Raw genomic sequence first — 17,196 nt, forward strand, 5'->3', positions numbered from 1 at the left:
GCTATTTTTATGTCTTATATCAGTCTATCTAACGATCTTTTAGTCGCATTCGCCATCACCGGACTATTAGTTTTGGTTGTCTTAATGGTGGTTAAAAAGCAATTACAAGCCGACAGCAGCGAACATGATTTAATGGATGAATTAGCGAAAAAAGATAACTTTGCTATGGGCATTAGTTATGCGTCTTCTATTTTCAGCATTATTTTAGTTGTTAGTTTTATTGCAAGGGAATTTGACTTGTCGCAATGGCAAGAAAGTTTACCGCACATGGCTATCGCTCTCGCGCTCGCATTGGTTTTTATTTGGTTTGGTAAATGGATCCATAACCGGCTCATTCTAAGAGATTTTAATGAAGCAAGAGCAATAGAGAAGCGCAATGTATGCGCGGCACTCATCGATACCGGTGTATTGCTGGCAAATTCAATTATTGTGCTTGGTCTTTATAAATGGTCTAAAGCGACGAACTTTAATACTTTACTAATTGATATTATCGCGTTTATTGCGATTCAATTTATTATTTTGCTACATACTCGCTGGCAAGAGAAACGCTTTGCCGCCACCAATCAAGGCGCTTCAATGCAAACATATTTTGCCTACGACAACACGTCGATAGGCCTGCGCTTTGCATCACGAATGATTGCGTTATCGCTCGCAATTTTTGCAGCACTTGCCAGTATTCAGTTTATTGCCGGTAACTTTATCGACAATATCATGATGATTTTATTAAACGTGGTTGTGTTTGTTGCACTGCACCAAATTACCGCATTATTGGTATTAAAACTGGCGCTACCAAAAGTACAAAACAACATTGAAGTGGAACAACAAGACAACATCGGCATCGCCAGTATTGAGCTTGCTGTTCATATTGCGATAGGCATTTTACTACTGCGTTTGTTCTCGCTTTAATATTTGGTTTAGTTGGAATTAGAGCAAGCGCGGTTTACCGCGTTTGCCCTTTCCAGCTAAAGAATAGAGCGCCAAGCAATAAAAACACCACACTTTGCCCGATGAGAATAAACAGCTGTGGTGCAATTTCAACAAACCCTGCCCCTTCCAACATCACGGCTCGCGCGCCAATCAGCATTTGCGTAAGCGGAAATATCTGAGAAATTGCCTGTACAAATGCCGGGCTGCCTTCAAGCGAAAACCACACACCTGACAACATCATCATCGGCCATGACACTAAATTGAGAATGCCACCGGTAAATTCTTCCGACTCAGAGCGGCACGCGATTAATAAAGATAACGAAATAAGTGAAAACGCACCAAGTACGCACAGTACTAATAACCACCACATGCTGCCGATTAAATAAAAATCAAAGATAAGATGACAGGCTACAAATATGGCGGATGTTAACGCCACAACAATCAATAAACGCGAAACGATTTGCGCTGCCAGGAATTCTACCGGCTTTAATGGTGTGGCACTTAAACGCTTTAGCACTGCGTTTTTACGATAACGTACAATCACATAACCCACGCCATACAAACAAGAAAACATCATGTTCATCGCTAAAATTCCGGGCACAACCCAATCAAGATAGCGTATTTCTTGGCCTTCTATTGCCTCTTTTACAAACTGCGCGGTTGCTTGTGTTGTTTCAGCAAGTAGCAATTTTTCTGCAATATAACCATTTGCCGAACTTGAATTTACCCAATACTGTTTTGCATCAAAGCTCACCAGTAAATCCAATTTATGTTGACGTAGTTTTTCGATTGCCACACTTTTATCTTGATACTCAATAAACTCTAAATGCTTATACTGGCTAATACTATGTTGCTGTAAATCACCTACGTAGCCAATTTTAAACAGTGTCGGGTTATCATTTTTAAAGATAAAGGCAAACCCAACCACTAACAAAATAGGAAATGCTAAATTCCAACCGAGCGCCGAGCGGTCGCGGAAAAACTCTAAATTACGCGCCACTAAAACAGCAAAAAATCGTTTAAACATCTGCTTTTTCCTCGTTAGTGTGTAATGCGTGACCTGTTAACTTTAGGAATAAATCATCTAAATTAGCCGACTTAACTTGCAGCCCCTGCAATGAAATTTGCTCCGTTAACAACTGAGCTAATGTGGTCTCGGTATTATCACTATGAATCAGCACACTATCTTGACTGTAATGAGCATTCGTAAACGAAATTTGTGACGATACATTTTGCTTTGGTAACGATATTAATGATCCTTTAAAATGCTCTCTCAATAGGTTTTCAGGGCTATTCATCGCGATAATCTGCCCCTTATCCATAATCGCAATTTGGTCACATAAGTACTCGGCTTCATCCATATAATGGGTCGTCAATAAAATAGTTTTGCCCGCCGCTTTAATATCATTTACTAAATCCCAAAATAAGCGCCTGCTATGGGGGTCGAGTCCGGTGGTTGGCTCATCTAAAAAAATAAGTTCTGGGTCGTTAATTAATGCCAGCGCCAATAGCAAACGCTGCTTTTGCCCGCCCGACAACTTTCGGTGATCAACATTAATAAAGTCAGTTAACTGACATTGCGTAATAAGCTCGTCGATTGGCACTGTCTTTTTATAAAACGACGAGAACAAATTGAGCGTTTCTCGTACCGTTAAATAATCTTGCAACGCGGTATGCTGAAACTGAATACCCAGCTTTTGAAAATCTTCTCGTGTAATTCCCTGACCATTAAATAAAATTTCACCGGATGTTGGCGTTAAAATCCCTTCAAGCATTTCGATGGTGGTGGTTTTGCCCGCACCATTTGGTCCTAACAAACCAAAACACGAACCTTTAGTCACTTTGAAATCAATTTTATCGACTGCACAAAAGTCTGAGAAATGCTTACTAAGCTGCTTAACCTCAAGAATTGTTGTCATAACTGCCTTTATTACTTGCCTTTGTTATTGCGCTTTTCATACCATATAAGCATATTAATCGCTGAGAGTCATTATGCGCATTCCCCATATCTACCAAGCCGGCACTATTGAAGTCGGCACAGAATTACAACTCGGCGATGATGCCGCAGGACACATAGGCCGCGTTCTAAGAATGCAACCAGGTCAACAGGTTAGCTTATTTAACGGTGAAGGTGGCGAATACTTATGTACCATTTCACAAGCCAATAAAAAAAATGTATACGTTAGCGTTGATGAATTTCACGATGTCACCAGTGAGTCACCACTAAAAATCCACTTAGGGCAAGGAATTTCGCGCGGCGAAAAAATGGAGTTCACCATTCAAAAATCAGTAGAGCTTGGTATTACTGAAATCACCCCATTATTTAGCGAGCGCTGCGGCGTTAAATTACAAGGTGAACGCCTTGAAAAGAAACACCAGCAATGGCAAAAAATCGCAATTGCGGCAGCGGAGCAATCAGGTCGCAACTTTGTACCCGTTGTTCACCCACCAATAAAATTAGAGCAATGGCTAACCCAGCAAAGTGACGAAACAAAGCTAACCCTACACCCGCGAGCTGAGCACAGCATTAAAACCATAGATAAACTTGAAAACTTTAACGCCACAGCAATGCGCTTTGTGGTTGGCCCAGAAGGCGGATTTACCGATGCCGAAATTGCTGCAACAAAAGCCGCAGACTTTGTTGATATTAAGTTGGGACCACGTGTACTGCGTACTGAGACTGCAGCACTTACTGTTCTCTCTGCGCTGCAGCTTGTCTACGGTGATTTAGCTTGATTTAAGCTGCAAGCATCCCCATAACTTAGAGAGTTGAAAATAAAGGAAACTAACATGACGATTAAGCTTGGCATCATTTCTGATCCTATTGCTGGATTTAATATCAAAAAAGACACCGGCTTCGCCATGATGCTCGAAGCGCAAAAACGCGGCTATGAAATTCATTATATGGAAATGAATGACTTGTTTTTACGTGGTGGGCAAAGTTTCGCAACGTCGTCTGTTGCTACCGTGTTTGATAACACCGAAAAATGGTATGAACTTGAAGATAAACAAACCATTGCTCTAGCTGATTTAGACGTGATTTTAATGCGTAAAGATCCACCGTTCGATACCGAATATATTTACGCAACTTACCTATTAGAACGTGCTGAGCAAGCGGGTACTCTCGTAATTAACAAACCGCAAAGCTTACGTGACGCTAACGAAAAACTATTTACTGCGTGGTTTAGTGAACATACCCCAGATACACTGGTAACACGTGAGCAGTCACATATCCGCGCGTTTTTAGAAGAACACAAAGACATTATTCTAAAACCTCTTGATGGCATGGGCGGCGCGTCAATTTTCCGCGTTAAACAAGATGACCCAAATATTGGCGTTATTTGCGAAACACTCACAGCACACGGCAGCCAATATGCAATGGCACAAAATTACATTCCAGCGATCAAAGATGGCGATAAGCGCGTATTAGTGGTTAATGGTGAAGTTATTCCCTATTGCTTAGCGCGTATTCCACAAGGCGGTGAAACCCGCGGTAATTTAGCAGCCGGTGGCCGAGGCGAAGCACGCCCAATTACCGATGTAGAACGCAAAATTGCCGAAGCAGTGGCGCCAACATTAGTTGAAAAAGGCTTAATTTTTGTCGGTCTTGATATTATTGGCGATAGGCTTACTGAGATTAATGTTACTGCACCAACGTGCGTAAAAGAAATTGAAGCGGCATTTGATATTTCAATTACCGGTAAGTTATTCGACGCAATTGAGCAAAAAGTGGCGCATACTTAAAGCTGAAGATAATACAAAAGGTGCAATCAATGAGTAATCAAACCCAGTCATTACAAAATACCTTTTTAGTTGCAATGCCAAACATGCCCGACCCACGCTTTAAACACAGCGTGACTTACATTTGTGAGCACAATGAATCTGGGGCAATGGGGCTTGTTATTAATCAACCTACTAACCTTACGGTGGGCGAGTTACTCGACCAAATAGATATCGAGAATAACAAGATGGCAACTAACAGTAGCGTTGCAGTAATGTCGGGCGGTCCAGTTCACACTGACCGAGGGTTTGTATTGCACAGTACTAAGCCAGGTTATAGTTCAAGCTCGAATATTAGCTCTGATATTATGATCACCACCTCGAAAGATGTGCTTCACGAGCTAACAAGCCATGAAGCACCAGATCAATTTCTGATTACCTTAGGCTATGCAGGTTGGGATCCCGGTCAGCTTGAAAAAGAACTGGTCGAAAATACTTGGCTTACCGTACCTGCCGACCCTGAGATTATTTTTAATACACCAGCGCACTTGCGTTGGCAAAAAGCAATAGAGAGTTTAGGCATTGATATCGATAAACTTTCTCTCTATTCAGGAAATGCGTAAATGAGTAAAAACCCTATCGGGCAACGTACACTAATTGGTTTTGATTTTGGTACCAAAAGCATTGGCATTGCCGTAGGTCAGGAAATATCAGGTACGGCAACCGCACTTAGCGCTGTCGCTGCAAAAGACGGTATTCCAAATTGGGACAACGTAAAAAAAATTCTCGATGAATGGCAGCCTGATTTATTAATAGTCGGCTTACCGCTCAATATGGATGGCACCAACCAAGAAGTAACCTTTAAAGCCAAGAAGTTTGCAAAACGCTTGCATGGCATGTTCGGTTACCAAGTTGAAGTGCAAGATGAGCGCCTTACCACGACGGATGCAAAAGCACGCTTATTTGATCACGGTGGCTACCGAAATTTAGCGAAAGATAAAGTAGATAGCATGTCGGCACAAATTATTTTAGAAAGCTATTTTGAAAGCTTGTATGGAGACTAAGTGCCTCGCTTAGTCTTTACTAATTAACTCACTATTTAGCACTTTCACACTGCCTTTTTCAGGAATAAAACCCGCTTCAATATATGCCGATTTAATGCGTTTTTGCGCTGCGAGTATTGCTAACCCTTTTTGTAACGCCTCAAACGCCGCCTTACCATCAGGGTGGGTTTTGCTCACCACATAATGACGACTATCATCAAATGTAAGTGCAATGCCCGGTACAGCAAGTAATTCTAACGAATGCAGTTTGTAGTGGTTGTTAACAGCAGGCATAAACGGCAACAAAGCAAAGTCCGCCCACTTTTTATCAACTGCACGAATTTGCTGTAACCATTCATCATCTTTGTACAGCTTTTTTAACTTTAAGCTTTTGAGAGTTTGCCAGTCGGCGTGCCAACGGGGAGTTGAAATCGATGTGAAATGAGAAAAATCATCTAGGCTGTCAATTGCGAAGACTTTTCGGTTTTCAGGATGAGCAAATACGCCTGCTAGGTACTCACCTTTGTTAAACACAGCTGCAGAAATATAAGCGTGCTCTGCTATTTTTTCTGCATCTGCGTACCAGTATGTGTCGAAGCTAAGTAATTGCTTACCACGCTCTAAAATATTGGTGTTGCGCAGCGTTACTTTGCCCACTTGGTAGTTAAATGTTTTATCAAAACCACCGAGTTTTAATGCCTGCAATGCAAGTACCATATCCACTACGTCGCGACGCATGCGATAACCACTAAACGAGGAAATCTGATGTACATCACGTCCAGCTAGAAACGCCTGAAAATCAACATACACATCATCGCGAATATACATATCAACGGAGTTACTTGAATTCGCCGCGTTCGCCGCAAAACCAAATAACATACTCGCTAATACACAAAAACAAATTTTAAAACGACTTAACTTCAACATAAGCGTATCACTTACTACTGGTTTTTATCGCCATCAAGGCCATCAACCGTAACACCTTGTAAAAAGCCTGCTCCTTGTTGCTCATTATTGCGTAATTTAATCATTAAGCGCAGATCGTTCGGTGAGTCAGCATGGTGTAGCGCATCGGCATAATTAATGCGATGCTGCTGGTAAAGGTCAAATAACGCTTGGTCAAAGGTTTGCATACCCATTTCGCGCGATTTAGACATGGTTTCTTTAATTGCCCCTACTTCACCGCGTTTTATTAGTTCTGCCACCATTGGCGAGTTAAGTAAGATTTCAATTGCAGCTGCACGGCCGTGTCCATCGCTGGTCGGCACAAGTTGTTGTGCAACAATAGCACGTAAGTTAAGCGCTAAATCGTACTTTAACTTATCGTGCTTTTCTTTTGGCACTAAGTGCATAATACGATCGATTGCTTGGTTCGCGTTGTTTGCGTGCAGTGTAGCCACACACAAGTGACCCGTTTCAGCAAACGAAAGCGCATATTCCATGGTTTCTTGCGAGCGGATCTCACCAATCAAAATTACATCAGGAGCCTGACGCAGAGAGCTCTTTAGTGCCGATTCGAAACTTTCAGTATCCAATCCCACTTCACGTTGCGTTACAATACTCTTTTGGTGTTCGTGAACAAATTCAATCGGGTCCTCAATAGTTAAGATATGACCACGCTGGTTGCGGTTACGATACCCTAACAGCGCCGCAAGTGAGGTTGATTTACCGGTACCCGTACCACCCACAAACAGCACTAAGCCACGTTTTGACATAATCACGTCGGTTAATACCGGTGGTAAGCCAAGATCGTGCACTTCCGGAATGGTGGTTACGATACGACGAACAACCATGCCCGCTTTATCGCGCTGCCAAAAAGCCGAAACACGGAAACGGCCCGAATCACGTGCGATCGCAAAGTTACATTCTTTGGTTTCGTGAAATTCGGTTTTCTGCTTATCGCTCATTGCCGATTCAACCAGCTCTAACGCTTCTTCTTCAGTTAAATCTGAATGACCAATTGGACGAAGTTCGCCATTAACTTTTACACTTACAGGCAAGAATGTAGACACGAATAAATCCGATGCTTCACTCTCTACCATTTGTTTTAAAAAATGATCTAAGCCGTGCATAATTTACCCCTAGTAAGATCGTGCGCCTGCTGCGCCAAAGTTGCTCTTATCGTGGGCTTTTGCATATGCATCTTGCTGTGTAATTAAGCCGCGATTTAGCAAGTTACCTAAACACTGGTCCATCGTCTGCATGCCGTGCGATGCACCGGTTTGTAGCGATGAGTACATTTGTGCAATTTTGTCTTCACGAATAAGGTTACGAATTGCTGGGGTACCTATCATGATTTCGTGTGCTGCGATTCGTCCACCACCTACTTTTTTCACCAGTGTCTGTGAAATTACAGCACGTAACGATTCAGATAGCATTGAACGCACCATGTCTTTTTCTTCACCTGGGAAAACATCAATAATACGGTCAATGGTTTTTGGTGCAGAGGTGGTGTGCAAGGTGCCAAATACTAAGTGACCGGTTTCTGCCGCAGTCATTGCAAGGCGAATGGTTTCGAGGTCACGTAATTCACCGACCAGAATAACATCTGGATCTTCACGAAGCGCCGAGCGAAGTGCGTTATTAAAGCTGTGTGTATCACGGTGTACTTCACGTTGGTTTATTAAGCTTTGCTTATTATCATGTACGAATTCGATTGGATCTTCAATGGTAAGTACGTGGTGGTGCTTATGCGAATTAATATAATCAATCATCGCTGCAAGCGTTGTTGATTTACCCGAACCTGTCGGCCCTGTTACCAACACTAAGCCACGCGGGTTATTGGAAATATCTTTGAATATTTCAGGACAGCCTAAGTCATCAAGGGTTAAAACGGTGCTTGGGATGGTACGAAATACCGCGGCTGGACCACGGTTAGAATTAAAGGCATTAACACGGAAACGAGCTAGGTTTGGCACTTCGAAAGAAAAGTCACATTCTAAGTTTTCTTCGTATTCTTTTCGCTGCTTATCATTCATAATATCATACACTAAGCCGTTTACGTCTTTTGGTCCAAGTGCGGGGATATTGATTCTTCGAACGTCGCCATCAACGCGGATCATAGGTGAAACACCTGATGATAAGTGTAAATCTGATGCATTATGTTGCACACTGAATGCCAGTAATTCAGTAATGTCCATTGGATTGCTCCACTAAGTTACTTATTTGAATAATTATATGATTACAATAGCAGAACGACTTAAAATAGCCTATGACAGAATCGCAAAAGCGATAAAAAATTCTCACATTTTAGGGCAAAAAGTGGCTTTATTGGCGGCCAGCAAGACAAAGCCTAGTACTTTAATACGAGAGGCCTACCAAGCTGGTCAACGTCAATTTGGCGAATCTTACGTGCAAGAAGCGGTCGATAAAATCGCTGAACTATCCGATTTAAGCGACATTGAATGGCACTTTATCGGCCCTATTCAATCGAATAAAAGCGCGCAAGTAGCAGCTCATTTTGACTGGGTGCAAAGTGTCGACCGCATTAAAATAGCCAGGCGCCTAAATGATCAACGCCCCTCTGAACGCGCTAAATTAAACGTGCTTATACAAGTTAATATTGATGATGAGCTGAGCAAGTCTGGCTGTTCGCTGTCAGAAGTCGATGCCTTAGCACAGTACATTGCAACATCTGACAATTTGGTATTGCGTGGTGTTATGGCCATTCCTAAAAAAAGCGACTCACTAAACGAGCAACAACACAGCTTTGCCAAACTGCAAACTTGTTTTAATCAATTGAAATCCCAATATGATAGTATAGATACACTTTCAATGGGCATGAGTAACGATGTTGAAGCAGCAATAAGCCAAGGCAGCACAATGGTGCGTATTGGCACCGATATCTTTGGCCCAAGAAACTAACGATTAACCAAAAAGAGAGTTCCTATGTCACAAAACACCATTGCATTTATTGGTACCGGTAATATGAGTTACGCCATTATTGGTGGATTAATCAATGGCGGCTTTGCCCCAAACAATATTATCGCAACCAACCGCAATGCAGAAAAACTTGCCAAAGTTGGCGATGACTTTGGTATTCAAGTAACTAACGACAACATTAAAGCAATCGACCAAGCCGATTACGTTGTACTCTCGGTTAAACCGCAAATGATGGCAGACCTATGCCAAACCATTAAAGATTCAGGTATCGCCTACCAAGACAAAGTGTTTATTTCCGTTGCGGCGGGCATTAAAGTGGCGCGTTTACAAGAAATGCTAGACCACCCGGTTAAGATGATCCGCTGCATGCCAAATACCCCTAGCTTACAAAGCAAAGGCGTAAGCGGCTTATTCAGCAATAATACCAGTGAACAAGAAAAGCAATTTGCTACCGAGGTATTTAGTGCAACAGGTATTGTTACGTGGCTTTCAGAAGAAGACCAAATTAACGATATTATTGCGGTAACGGGTTCATCTCCTGCGTATGTATTTTTGTTCTTAGAAGCGATTGAACAAAAAGCAAAAGAGCTCGGTTTTAACGCTGAACAAGCAAGAGAACTGGTACAGCAAGTGGCTGTAGGTGCCAGCGATATGGTAGCAAAATCGCCTGACTTATCAATTAGTCAGTTACGTGCTAATGTTACTTCAAAAGGCGGTACAACTGCCGCGGCAATTGCGCATTTAGAGCAGCAAAACTTAACGCAAACTGTCGCCGATGCGATGGATGCGTGTATCGCTCGCGCACAACAAATGGAGCAAGAATTTTAATGAATGACGCATTTCGATTTTTAGTTGAAGTCGTTTTTGACTTGTACTTGATGGTTGTATTGCTGCGCTTCTGGCTACAAACCGCACGCGCTGATTTCTATAACCCGCTCAGTCAGTTTGTAGTAAAAGCCACCAGCCCCTTACTCAACCCAATTCGCAAGGTAATTCCGGGGCTAGGCGGTTTTGATCTTGCCTCATTAGTGCTTGCGCTGATTGTCGCAGCGCTCAAAATAGTGACTATTTCACTGCTTTTCTTTGGTGGAATTGAACCTGTTACTGTATTGGTTGGCAGTTTGATTACTGTGATCAAAGAAGGCTTAAACTTGGCCTTTTGGGTACTAATTATCCGAGCAATTTTAAGTTGGGTAAGCCAAGGACATAACCCAATCGAAGCGATTTTCCATCAACTTACTGAGCCAATGCTACGCCCGATTAGAAAGATAATTCCACCCATTGGCGGATTAGATTTATCAATCTTAGTGTTGATTATTGGATTACAGTTTCTGCAAATCTTATTCCTTGATTTATTTAGATAAAAAAGAATAAATTCAGGTAGAATAAAAAAGCCGCAGAATGCGGCTTTTTTGTCATCTATACTAATATTAATACTTAATTTAAGGGGCGGATTATGAAAACCCTAATTTCACTTTGTTTAGCATTTTGTGCATTTATGGCTACAAGCGTTTTAGCAAATTCCGAGCAAGGTGGGCAATACAAAGAGCTTGGAAACTGGCAAGTGCATTACATAGCTTTTCCATCAACTGTATTGCAACCAAAAATAGCACAACACTATGGTATTGAGCGCAGTAACTACAATGCGGTTATCAATATTTCGGTATTGGATAAAGCAACGAAAAAAGCACAAAAAGTAGCTATTTCAGGCACTGCCAAAAACTTACTTGGTCACAATGAAACGCTAGCATTTAAAGAGATCATTGATGGTGATGCAATTTACTATATTGCAGAGCTTGGCTACAGCAATGAAGAACTGTATCGCTTTAAGCTTGACATTAAAGGGCAAAATAAAAGCGAAGTGCTCAGCTTTCAACAAAAATTTTATGTTGATTAATGTTTTTTCTTAAACAAATTAGTCTACACATTAAAAAAGCGCCTTACGGCGCTTTTTTGTTATTGGCTAGTGTTACTCTTAAAGCGGGTTTACAAGCCAAGCGCTGCCATCATTTTCTGACCAATATCAACATGGTGTTGCATGGTTGAGAACTGTTTAGTTACACCTTCAGGACCAAACGCATAAACTGGAACAGGCGCCGCTGTATGTGTACCTGTACCCCAAACAACATTTTGATGGCGAGCAAGTGCACGGCCAATTTTTGCTGTATGGTCTTCATCTGCGTACACATAAAACTCGTTAAAGTCGTCAAACTTTGGTGTTACGTCAGCACTTTGATACGAGTGATCTGGGTCATAGTAAGGGTTGTTTTCACGCTCACCTACTTTCTCAGCTTCCTCTAGTGTCACTTTATACGCGCTGTAGTTATTGATTGCAGTCATCCAATCGTTTGCTGTTGCAGCGTCAAAGTTCCAATCTGCGTTTGCCATATCAAGCATGTTGTAGAAAGTACCCGACTGCTTATAAAGCATTTCTAAGTGGCTTAAATCACCAAAGTTGAAGTTAGGCTTGTAATCGCGACCTTGCATGCCATCGCCTGGAAGTGTTGTTGCTTCAGGCATATTGTAACGTGAGTAACTAAAACCAAAGCTACCCGTTTCATGGTCAGCTGTTACAACAACTAGCGTATCGTTACGGTCTTTTACCCATTCGTAAACCGCTTCTACCGCTTCGTCAAACTTTAATAGTTCATGTAGCATCCAACCCGCATCGTTCGCGTGTCCTGCCCAGTCAATCTGACCACCTTCAATCATTAGGAAGAAGCCATCTTCATCTTTAGAAAGCACATCAAGTGCCTTTTTAGTCATTTCTTTAAGCGATGGCTGAGAGCAGTTATTTGCTTCTTTACATGCTGAGTAGGCAATACCGTCAGCCATACCCGAGTTTGCGAACAAACCAAGTAATTTAGTTGTTTCTGTTGCAGCGAGCTGCGCTTTATCAAACGCTAGTTCATAACCAAACTGTTCTTTCGCTTCAACGACTAAGTTACGGTTGTCGCTACGCTTTGATTTTTTATATACCGACTCAGGTGCGCCAAGTGCACTCATAACGTCACGATCGGCCGCATCTGTTTTAATATCAGACGGTAAGAATACGCGAGCACCACCTGAAAGTAATACATCAACATTACCACTTTCGATTAGCTCTTCAGCAATCGCAGGTTCAAGTGAACGATGTGGTTGGTGCGCGGCAAATGCCGCTGGTGTTGCGTGGGTAATGCGAGTATCTGATACTAAGCCTGTTGCTTTACCTGCTTTTTTCGCTTTTTCTAAAATGGTTTCAACAATATTACCTTGGTCATCAAGACCAATCATTTCAGAACCTGCCGCTAAGCCTGTTGCTAATTGTGTTGCAGAACACGCCGAATCTACAACCAACTTACCATTATCACCGTGTGGTGCATTAAGCGATAAGCCCATTACACCTTGATTGGCAAAATTAGATAACGCAGTCACACCATTTTTAGTACTGTATGTTGAATTAGGTGCGCGGCGTGCATACTCTTCAAGTAAGCCAACTTGCTGCGGGCCCATACCGTCACCGATCATTAAAATCACGTTTTTAACTTCGGTAACCGCTACTGGTGGTACTTCCACCTCTTTAATCACTTCAACTTCTTTAATTACTTCTACGATTTCTTTATCGTCAGAACCACAACCCGTCATTAGTAAGCTAGCAACTGCTAGGGCGACACATGTTTTTTTCATTATTTTGTACCCATATGATTTAAAATTTGCGATAGCCTACTTTTCTATTGTTAAACTAAGATTTCATATTTATGGCATTTAGAATAATCACTCATACTCTAACCCATTGAAAAGTAACAATATAACATTTCATAAAATCCACAAAGCAATACGCTTGCGCTCTTGATATAATAACTAACATCATTCCTTTAGAAATTTCGTTTTATGTCATTTGAAAAAATCGTTTTGGCAACAGGTAACCAAGGTAAAGTTGCTGAGCTTGCGCATAAACTTGCTAGTTTGAATATTGAAGTAGTCGCACAGTCAGAGTTTGATGTGCCAGAAGTTGCAGAAACCGGCACCACATTTATTGAAAATGCCATAATCAAAGCAAGGCATGCGGCAAAGATTACCGGCTTACCGGCAATCGCCGACGATTCAGGTCTTGAAGTTGAAGCCCTAGGCGGTGCTCCGGGAATTTACTCAGCACGATTTGCAGGTGTTGATGCGAATGACTCTGATAACATTGATAAGCTATTAAGTGAACTAGGCGATAATCCAAATCGTACAGCCCGTTTTTGGTGTGTATTAGTATTAATGCGCCACGCAGACGACCCTACCCCATTAATTTGCCAAGGCGTATGGCAAGGTGAAATTTTACCCGAGCGTCAAGGTGAACAAGGCTTTGGTTACGACCCTGTATTCTTTAGTCACGAGAAAAATTGCAGCGCAGCAATGCTTGATAAGGCAACTAAAAATAGCCTAAGCCACCGCGGTAAGGCGCTTAATCAACTGCTCGACTTGCTCAAGGCTAATTAATGAAACTGCCACCATTAAGTCTTTACATACACATACCTTGGTGTGTGCAAAAGTGTCCGTACTGTGACTTTAATAGTCATGGCGTAAAGTCAGATATTCCTGAATCAGCTTATGTACAGCACTTGCTAGATGATTTAAAAACCGACCTCGCTTATGTGCAAGGCCGTAAACTCACTAGTATATTTATCGGTGGCGGTACACCGAGTTTATTCTCCGAGAAAGCGATTTCAGATTTGTTGCAAGGAATTGAACGCCTTATTCCATTTTCTAACACGATTGAAATTACGCTTGAAGCCAACCCAGGCACTGTCGAGGCTGAGCGCTTTATTGGCTACCGTGCAGCTGGCGTCAATCGGATTTCTATTGGTGTTCAATCACTGCAACAAGACAAACTAAAAAGCCTTGGCCGTATTCATAATGCCGATGAAGCAATTAATGCGGCAAAATTAGCAAAGACCATAGGTTTAAACAGTTTTAATATGGACTTAATGCATGGATTGCCAGATCAATCCATCGATGATGCACTGAGTGATCTTAAACAAGTTATCGCGCTCAATCCGCCTCATATTTCGTGGTATCAACTCACCATTGAGCCTAATACCCAATTTGCATCAAAACCGCCTATACTGCCTGAAGATGAAACCTTGTGGCAAATTCAAGAGCAAGGCCACCAGCTGTTAACGGATGCAGGTTACGAGCAATATGAAATATCAGGCTACGCCAAACCGGGTTTTCAATGTCAGCATAATTTAAATTACTGGCGTTTTGGTGATTACTTAGGTATTGGCTGTGGCGCCCATGGCAAAATCACCGATTTAACAACACAAAAACTGGTACGCACTGTTAAGGTAAAACACCCTAAAGGCTATATGGACTTAACTAGGCCATACCTATTTGATAGCTGGCACGTAACAAACGATGAACTGCCTTTTGAATATTTCATGAACCGCTTACGCCTACATGAATCATTCAACATCAACGAGTTTGGTGAGTTTACTGGGCTACCACTTGAACACGTTGAAACTAATTTAAATCACGCGGTTACTGCAGGATTAATGCAAAAAGACGACAATATCTGGCAAGTTACCGCAAAAGGACACCGCTTTTTAAATGACTTGTTACAATTATTTGTGTAACGTCGTTTGTAGCGACTCCTGTAAAACAGTAACGTTGAGTAAATACTTCGTTATAAAGTCATAACTATAAAGGTAAAACAAAATGCTTAAGCGCTCATTAATTGCAGCAGCAATCAGCTCTGTTTTTTTAGTTGGTTGTCAAACACCAGCAACAACACAAGATACAACTGCTGAAGTAGTTAAACAACAATCAGAAAGCGAACGTGCAAACGCGTTCTTTGAAGAAGTTTTTATGCGCGGCGTAATGCGCAGCCCTGTTTACCAAACCTACATGGGCATCAAAAAAGACTATGACAAATGGGACGACGGTTCTGAAGCACGTGCGTTAGAAGATTTAGCGCTTGCCAAAAAAGACCTTGAAACGCTGCGCGCATTTGACCGCAGCAAGCTAGATAGCACGACACAAGTTAGCTATGACTTAATGGAACAGCGTTTAGTACAAAGCATTGATGACTTTAAATGGCGCTACCACACATATCCAGTAAATCAAATGTATGGCACACACTCAATGATCCCTGCATTTTTGATTAACCAACATCAAATTGCCGATTTAAGTGATGCAAAAGCGTATATTTCTCGTTTAAATGGCGTACCAACCGTATTTGAACAACTTGAAAAAGATTTAGAAACGCGCGCTGAAAAAGGCATTATCGCGCCTAAATTCGTGTTCCCACATGTAATTGATTCAAGCAAAAACATTTTGAAAGGTGCGCCTTTCACTACTGGTGAAGATTCAACCCTGCTTGCTGACTTTAAACGCAAAGTGGCAAAGTTAGAAATCGCACAAGATGAAAAAGACGCTCTTATCACTGATGCAACAAATGCGCTTAAAACAGCGGTTGGCCCTGCCTATGAATCGCTTATCAGCTACTTAATTGGTTTAGAATCTCGCGCTGATAACCGCGATGGTGCTTGGAAGTTCCCAGAAGGCGAAGCTTACTACAACAATGCGTTAGCACGCACGACAACAACCGATCTTACGGCGAAAGAAATTCACGCGATTGGTTTAGCTGAAGTTGCACGTATTCATGATGAAATGCGTGAAATCAAAGATAAAGTTGGCTTTAAAGGCGACTTAAATGCGTTCATGGAATTCATGAAAACTGATAAGCAGTTCTACTTGCCAAACACGGAAGAAGGTAAAGCAAAGTACCTTGCTGATGCGACGGCAATGATCGATAACATGAAGTCGCGCCTTGATGAGTTATTTATCGTTAAGCCAAAAGCCGACATGATTGTAAAACGTGTTGAAGCATTCCGTGAAAAAGCAGCAGGTAAAGCATTTTACCAGCAACCTGCGCCAGATGGCTCACGCCCTGGTATTTACTATGCCAACCTTTACGATATGGAAGCGATGCCAACTTACCAAATGGAAGCGCTTGCTTACCATGAAGGTATTCCAGGCCACCACATGCAAATTGCTATCGCGCAAGAGCTTGAAGGCGTTCCTAAGTTCCGTAAGTTTGGCGGTTACACAGCATACGTTGAAGGCTGGGGTTTATACTCTGAAATGGTGCCAAAAGAAATGGGCTTATATGAAGACCCATATTCAGATTTTGGTCGTTTAGCAATGGAGTTGTGGCGTGCATGTCGCTTAGTAGTAGATACAGGTATTCACGCAATGAAGTGGACGCGCCAACAAGGTATCGACTACTACGTAAATAACACGCCAAATGCAACGTCAGACGGCGTTAAGATGGTAGAGCGTCACATTGTAATGCCATCACAAGCAACGGCCTACAAAATCGGTATGATCAAGATTGTAGAATTACGTGAAAGCGCGAAAAAGCAACTTGGTGAAAAGTTCGATATTCGTGAATTCCACGATGTAGTGCTTAAGAGCGGCCCGGTGCCACTTAATACTCTTGAAGGCTTTGTAAACGATTGGGTTGCAAGCAAACAAGGTTAATAAGCATTAAAAAATAAAAGGCGTATAAAGCGCCTTTTATTTGTTATCAATTAAGATACAAAAAAGGCCGCAATTGCGGCCTTTTTTTACTGTAACTGACCCGTCCTAAATACGG

General features: G+C 42.0%; 18 protein-coding genes. 12 read left to right on the forward strand and 6 right to left on the reverse strand.

The window, feature by feature from the left end; translation table 11 throughout:
* Positions 1 to 9 precede the first annotated feature (9 nt).
* Positions 10 to 906 carry a DUF350 domain-containing protein gene (locus ACXAFE_RS10320; RefSeq protein ID WP_237129855.1) on the forward strand — a complete coding sequence of 299 codons (897 nt, stop codon included), beginning with the start codon at positions 10 to 12 and terminating at the stop codon, positions 904 to 906.
* A gap of 34 nt (positions 907 to 940) precedes the next feature.
* Here ACXAFE_RS10320 and ACXAFE_RS10325 read toward each other — a convergent pair whose 3' ends face one another.
* A complete protein-coding gene (locus ACXAFE_RS10325) occupies positions 941 to 1,954 on the reverse strand; it encodes an ABC transporter permease (RefSeq protein WP_475152011.1) in 1,014 nt (337 codons plus the stop codon).
* On the reverse strand, positions 1,947 to 2,846 hold the full coding sequence (locus ACXAFE_RS10330) for an ABC transporter ATP-binding protein (protein WP_475152016.1): 900 nt from the start codon (positions 2,844 to 2,846) through the stop codon (positions 1,947 to 1,949). Before ACXAFE_RS10330 ends, ACXAFE_RS10325 begins: the two co-directional genes overlap by 8 nt.
* A gap of 73 nt (positions 2,847 to 2,919) precedes the next feature.
* On the opposite strand from ACXAFE_RS10330, the gene rsmE reads away from it, so the two are divergent.
* The 4 genes from rsmE to ruvX are packed head-to-tail and all read left to right on the forward strand — an operon-like array spanning position 2,920 to position 5,711.
* Complete coding sequence (rsmE, locus tag ACXAFE_RS10335; RefSeq protein ID WP_475152019.1) at positions 2,920 to 3,663, forward strand: 16S rRNA (uracil(1498)-N(3))-methyltransferase; 744 nt, start codon at positions 2,920 to 2,922, stop codon at positions 3,661 to 3,663.
* A 54-nt stretch (positions 3,664 to 3,717) separates the two neighbouring features.
* Positions 3,718 to 4,671, forward strand: coding sequence for a glutathione synthase (gene gshB / locus ACXAFE_RS10340; RefSeq protein WP_475152021.1), 954 nt, complete (start codon positions 3,718 to 3,720; stop codon positions 4,669 to 4,671).
* A 29-nt stretch (positions 4,672 to 4,700) separates the two neighbouring features.
* The gene (locus ACXAFE_RS10345) at positions 4,701 to 5,270 is read left to right on the forward strand and encodes a YqgE/AlgH family protein (protein WP_054979997.1); all 570 of its coding nucleotides are present in this window, start codon (positions 4,701 to 4,703) and stop codon (positions 5,268 to 5,270) included.
* Entirely contained in the window at positions 5,271 to 5,711 is a 441-nt protein-coding gene (gene ruvX / locus ACXAFE_RS10350) for a Holliday junction resolvase RuvX (RefSeq protein WP_010561716.1), read from the forward strand. It begins immediately after the preceding gene.
* Positions 5,712 to 5,720: 9 nt separating this feature from the next.
* Here ruvX and ACXAFE_RS10355 read toward each other — a convergent pair whose 3' ends face one another.
* Genes ACXAFE_RS10355 through ACXAFE_RS10365 form a run of 3 tightly spaced genes read right to left on the reverse strand, consistent with a single transcriptional unit; the run spans position 5,721 to position 8,830 of the window.
* The gene (locus ACXAFE_RS10355) at positions 5,721 to 6,617 is read right to left on the reverse strand and encodes a hypothetical protein (RefSeq protein WP_475152031.1); all 897 of its coding nucleotides are present in this window, start codon (positions 6,615 to 6,617) and stop codon (positions 5,721 to 5,723) included.
* 14 nt (positions 6,618 to 6,631) lie between these two features.
* Entirely contained in the window at positions 6,632 to 7,762 is a 1,131-nt protein-coding gene (locus ACXAFE_RS10360) for a PilT/PilU family type 4a pilus ATPase (protein WP_395388021.1), read from the reverse strand.
* A gap of 9 nt (positions 7,763 to 7,771) precedes the next feature.
* The gene (locus ACXAFE_RS10365; protein ID WP_010561719.1) at positions 7,772 to 8,830 is read right to left on the reverse strand and encodes a type IV pilus twitching motility protein PilT; all 1,059 of its coding nucleotides are present in this window, start codon (positions 8,828 to 8,830) and stop codon (positions 7,772 to 7,774) included.
* A 37-nt stretch (positions 8,831 to 8,867) separates the two neighbouring features.
* Here ACXAFE_RS10365 and ACXAFE_RS10370 point away from each other — a divergent pair, with 37 nt between their 5' ends.
* The 4 genes from ACXAFE_RS10370 (at position 8,868) to ACXAFE_RS10385 (ending at position 11,469) form a co-directional block, all read left to right on the forward strand.
* Positions 8,868 to 9,554, forward strand: coding sequence for a YggS family pyridoxal phosphate-dependent enzyme (locus ACXAFE_RS10370; protein ID WP_475152037.1), 687 nt, complete (start codon positions 8,868 to 8,870; stop codon positions 9,552 to 9,554).
* A gap of 24 nt (positions 9,555 to 9,578) precedes the next feature.
* Positions 9,579 to 10,400, forward strand: coding sequence for a pyrroline-5-carboxylate reductase (gene proC, locus ACXAFE_RS10375; RefSeq protein WP_475152039.1), 822 nt, complete (start codon positions 9,579 to 9,581; stop codon positions 10,398 to 10,400).
* Positions 10,400 to 10,936, forward strand: a complete 537-nt coding sequence (locus ACXAFE_RS10380) for a YggT family protein (RefSeq protein WP_475152042.1) — start codon at positions 10,400 to 10,402, stop codon at positions 10,934 to 10,936. The genes proC and ACXAFE_RS10380 overlap by 1 nt, the downstream gene beginning before the upstream one ends.
* 92 nt (positions 10,937 to 11,028) lie before the next feature.
* Positions 11,029 to 11,469: a DUF4426 domain-containing protein gene (locus ACXAFE_RS10385; protein WP_475152044.1), complete on the forward strand. Its 441-nt coding sequence runs from the start codon at positions 11,029 to 11,031 to the stop codon at positions 11,467 to 11,469.
* An 89-nt stretch (positions 11,470 to 11,558) separates the two neighbouring features.
* Here the strand turns inward: ACXAFE_RS10385 and ACXAFE_RS10390 are convergent, their stop codons facing one another.
* Positions 11,559 to 13,238, reverse strand: a complete 1,680-nt coding sequence (locus tag ACXAFE_RS10390; RefSeq protein ID WP_475152047.1) for an alkaline phosphatase — start codon at positions 13,236 to 13,238, stop codon at positions 11,559 to 11,561.
* A gap of 204 nt (positions 13,239 to 13,442) precedes the next feature.
* On the opposite strand from ACXAFE_RS10390, the gene rdgB reads away from it, so the two are divergent.
* The 3 genes from rdgB to ACXAFE_RS10405 all read left to right on the forward strand — a co-directional run bounded on the left by rdgB (position 13,443) and on the right by ACXAFE_RS10405 (position 17,081).
* On the forward strand, positions 13,443 to 14,036 hold the full coding sequence (gene rdgB / locus ACXAFE_RS10395) for an RdgB/HAM1 family non-canonical purine NTP pyrophosphatase (protein ID WP_475152050.1): 594 nt from the start codon (positions 13,443 to 13,445) through the stop codon (positions 14,034 to 14,036).
* Complete coding sequence (gene hemW, locus ACXAFE_RS10400) at positions 14,036 to 15,172, forward strand: radical SAM family heme chaperone HemW (protein ID WP_475152054.1); 1,137 nt, start codon at positions 14,036 to 14,038, stop codon at positions 15,170 to 15,172. The genes rdgB and hemW overlap by 1 nt, the downstream gene beginning before the upstream one ends.
* Positions 15,173 to 15,254: 82 nt before the next feature.
* Complete coding sequence (locus ACXAFE_RS10405) at positions 15,255 to 17,081, forward strand: DUF885 domain-containing protein (protein WP_475152056.1); 1,827 nt, start codon at positions 15,255 to 15,257, stop codon at positions 17,079 to 17,081.
* Positions 17,082 to 17,196 lie beyond the last annotated feature (115 nt).

The sequence above is a fragment of the Pseudoalteromonas sp. ABV4_021 genome (assembly GCF_056159365.1).

Bases quoted from the DNA above. Each gene is read 5' to 3' on its own strand.
- ACXAFE_RS10320 (WP_237129855.1), top strand. From the start codon at position 10: ATGTCTTATATCAGTCTATCTAACGATCTTTTAGTCGCATTCGCCATC.
- ACXAFE_RS10360 (WP_395388021.1), bottom strand. From the start codon at position 7,762: ATGCACGGCTTAGATCATTTTTTAAAACAAATGGTAGAGAGTGAAGCA.
- rsmE (WP_475152019.1), top strand. From the start codon at position 2,920: ATGCGCATTCCCCATATCTACCAAGCCGGCACTATTGAAGTCGGCACA.
- proC (WP_475152039.1), top strand. From the start codon at position 9,579: ATGTCACAAAACACCATTGCATTTATTGGTACCGGTAATATGAGTTAC.
- ACXAFE_RS10325 (WP_475152011.1), bottom strand. From the start codon at position 1,954: ATGTTTAAACGATTTTTTGCTGTTTTAGTGGCGCGTAATTTAGAGTTT.
- ACXAFE_RS10380 (WP_475152042.1), top strand. From the start codon at position 10,400: ATGAATGACGCATTTCGATTTTTAGTTGAAGTCGTTTTTGACTTGTAC.
- ACXAFE_RS10330 (WP_475152016.1), bottom strand. From the start codon at position 2,846: ATGACAACAATTCTTGAGGTTAAGCAGCTTAGTAAGCATTTCTCAGAC.
- ACXAFE_RS10385 (WP_475152044.1), top strand. From the start codon at position 11,029: ATGAAAACCCTAATTTCACTTTGTTTAGCATTTTGTGCATTTATGGCT.
- ruvX (WP_010561716.1), top strand. From the start codon at position 5,271: ATGAGTAAAAACCCTATCGGGCAACGTACACTAATTGGTTTTGATTTT.
- ACXAFE_RS10390 (WP_475152047.1), bottom strand. From the start codon at position 13,238: ATGAAAAAAACATGTGTCGCCCTAGCAGTTGCTAGCTTACTAATGACG.
- gshB (WP_475152021.1), top strand. From the start codon at position 3,718: ATGACGATTAAGCTTGGCATCATTTCTGATCCTATTGCTGGATTTAAT.
- ACXAFE_RS10345 (WP_054979997.1), top strand. From the start codon at position 4,701: ATGAGTAATCAAACCCAGTCATTACAAAATACCTTTTTAGTTGCAATG.
- rdgB (WP_475152050.1), top strand. From the start codon at position 13,443: ATGTCATTTGAAAAAATCGTTTTGGCAACAGGTAACCAAGGTAAAGTT.
- ACXAFE_RS10355 (WP_475152031.1), bottom strand. From the start codon at position 6,617: ATGTTGAAGTTAAGTCGTTTTAAAATTTGTTTTTGTGTATTAGCGAGT.
- ACXAFE_RS10365 (WP_010561719.1), bottom strand. From the start codon at position 8,830: ATGGACATTACTGAATTACTGGCATTCAGTGTGCAACATAATGCATCA.
- ACXAFE_RS10370 (WP_475152037.1), top strand. From the start codon at position 8,868: ATGATTACAATAGCAGAACGACTTAAAATAGCCTATGACAGAATCGCA.
- hemW (WP_475152054.1), top strand. From the start codon at position 14,036: ATGAAACTGCCACCATTAAGTCTTTACATACACATACCTTGGTGTGTG.
- ACXAFE_RS10405 (WP_475152056.1), top strand. From the start codon at position 15,255: ATGCTTAAGCGCTCATTAATTGCAGCAGCAATCAGCTCTGTTTTTTTA.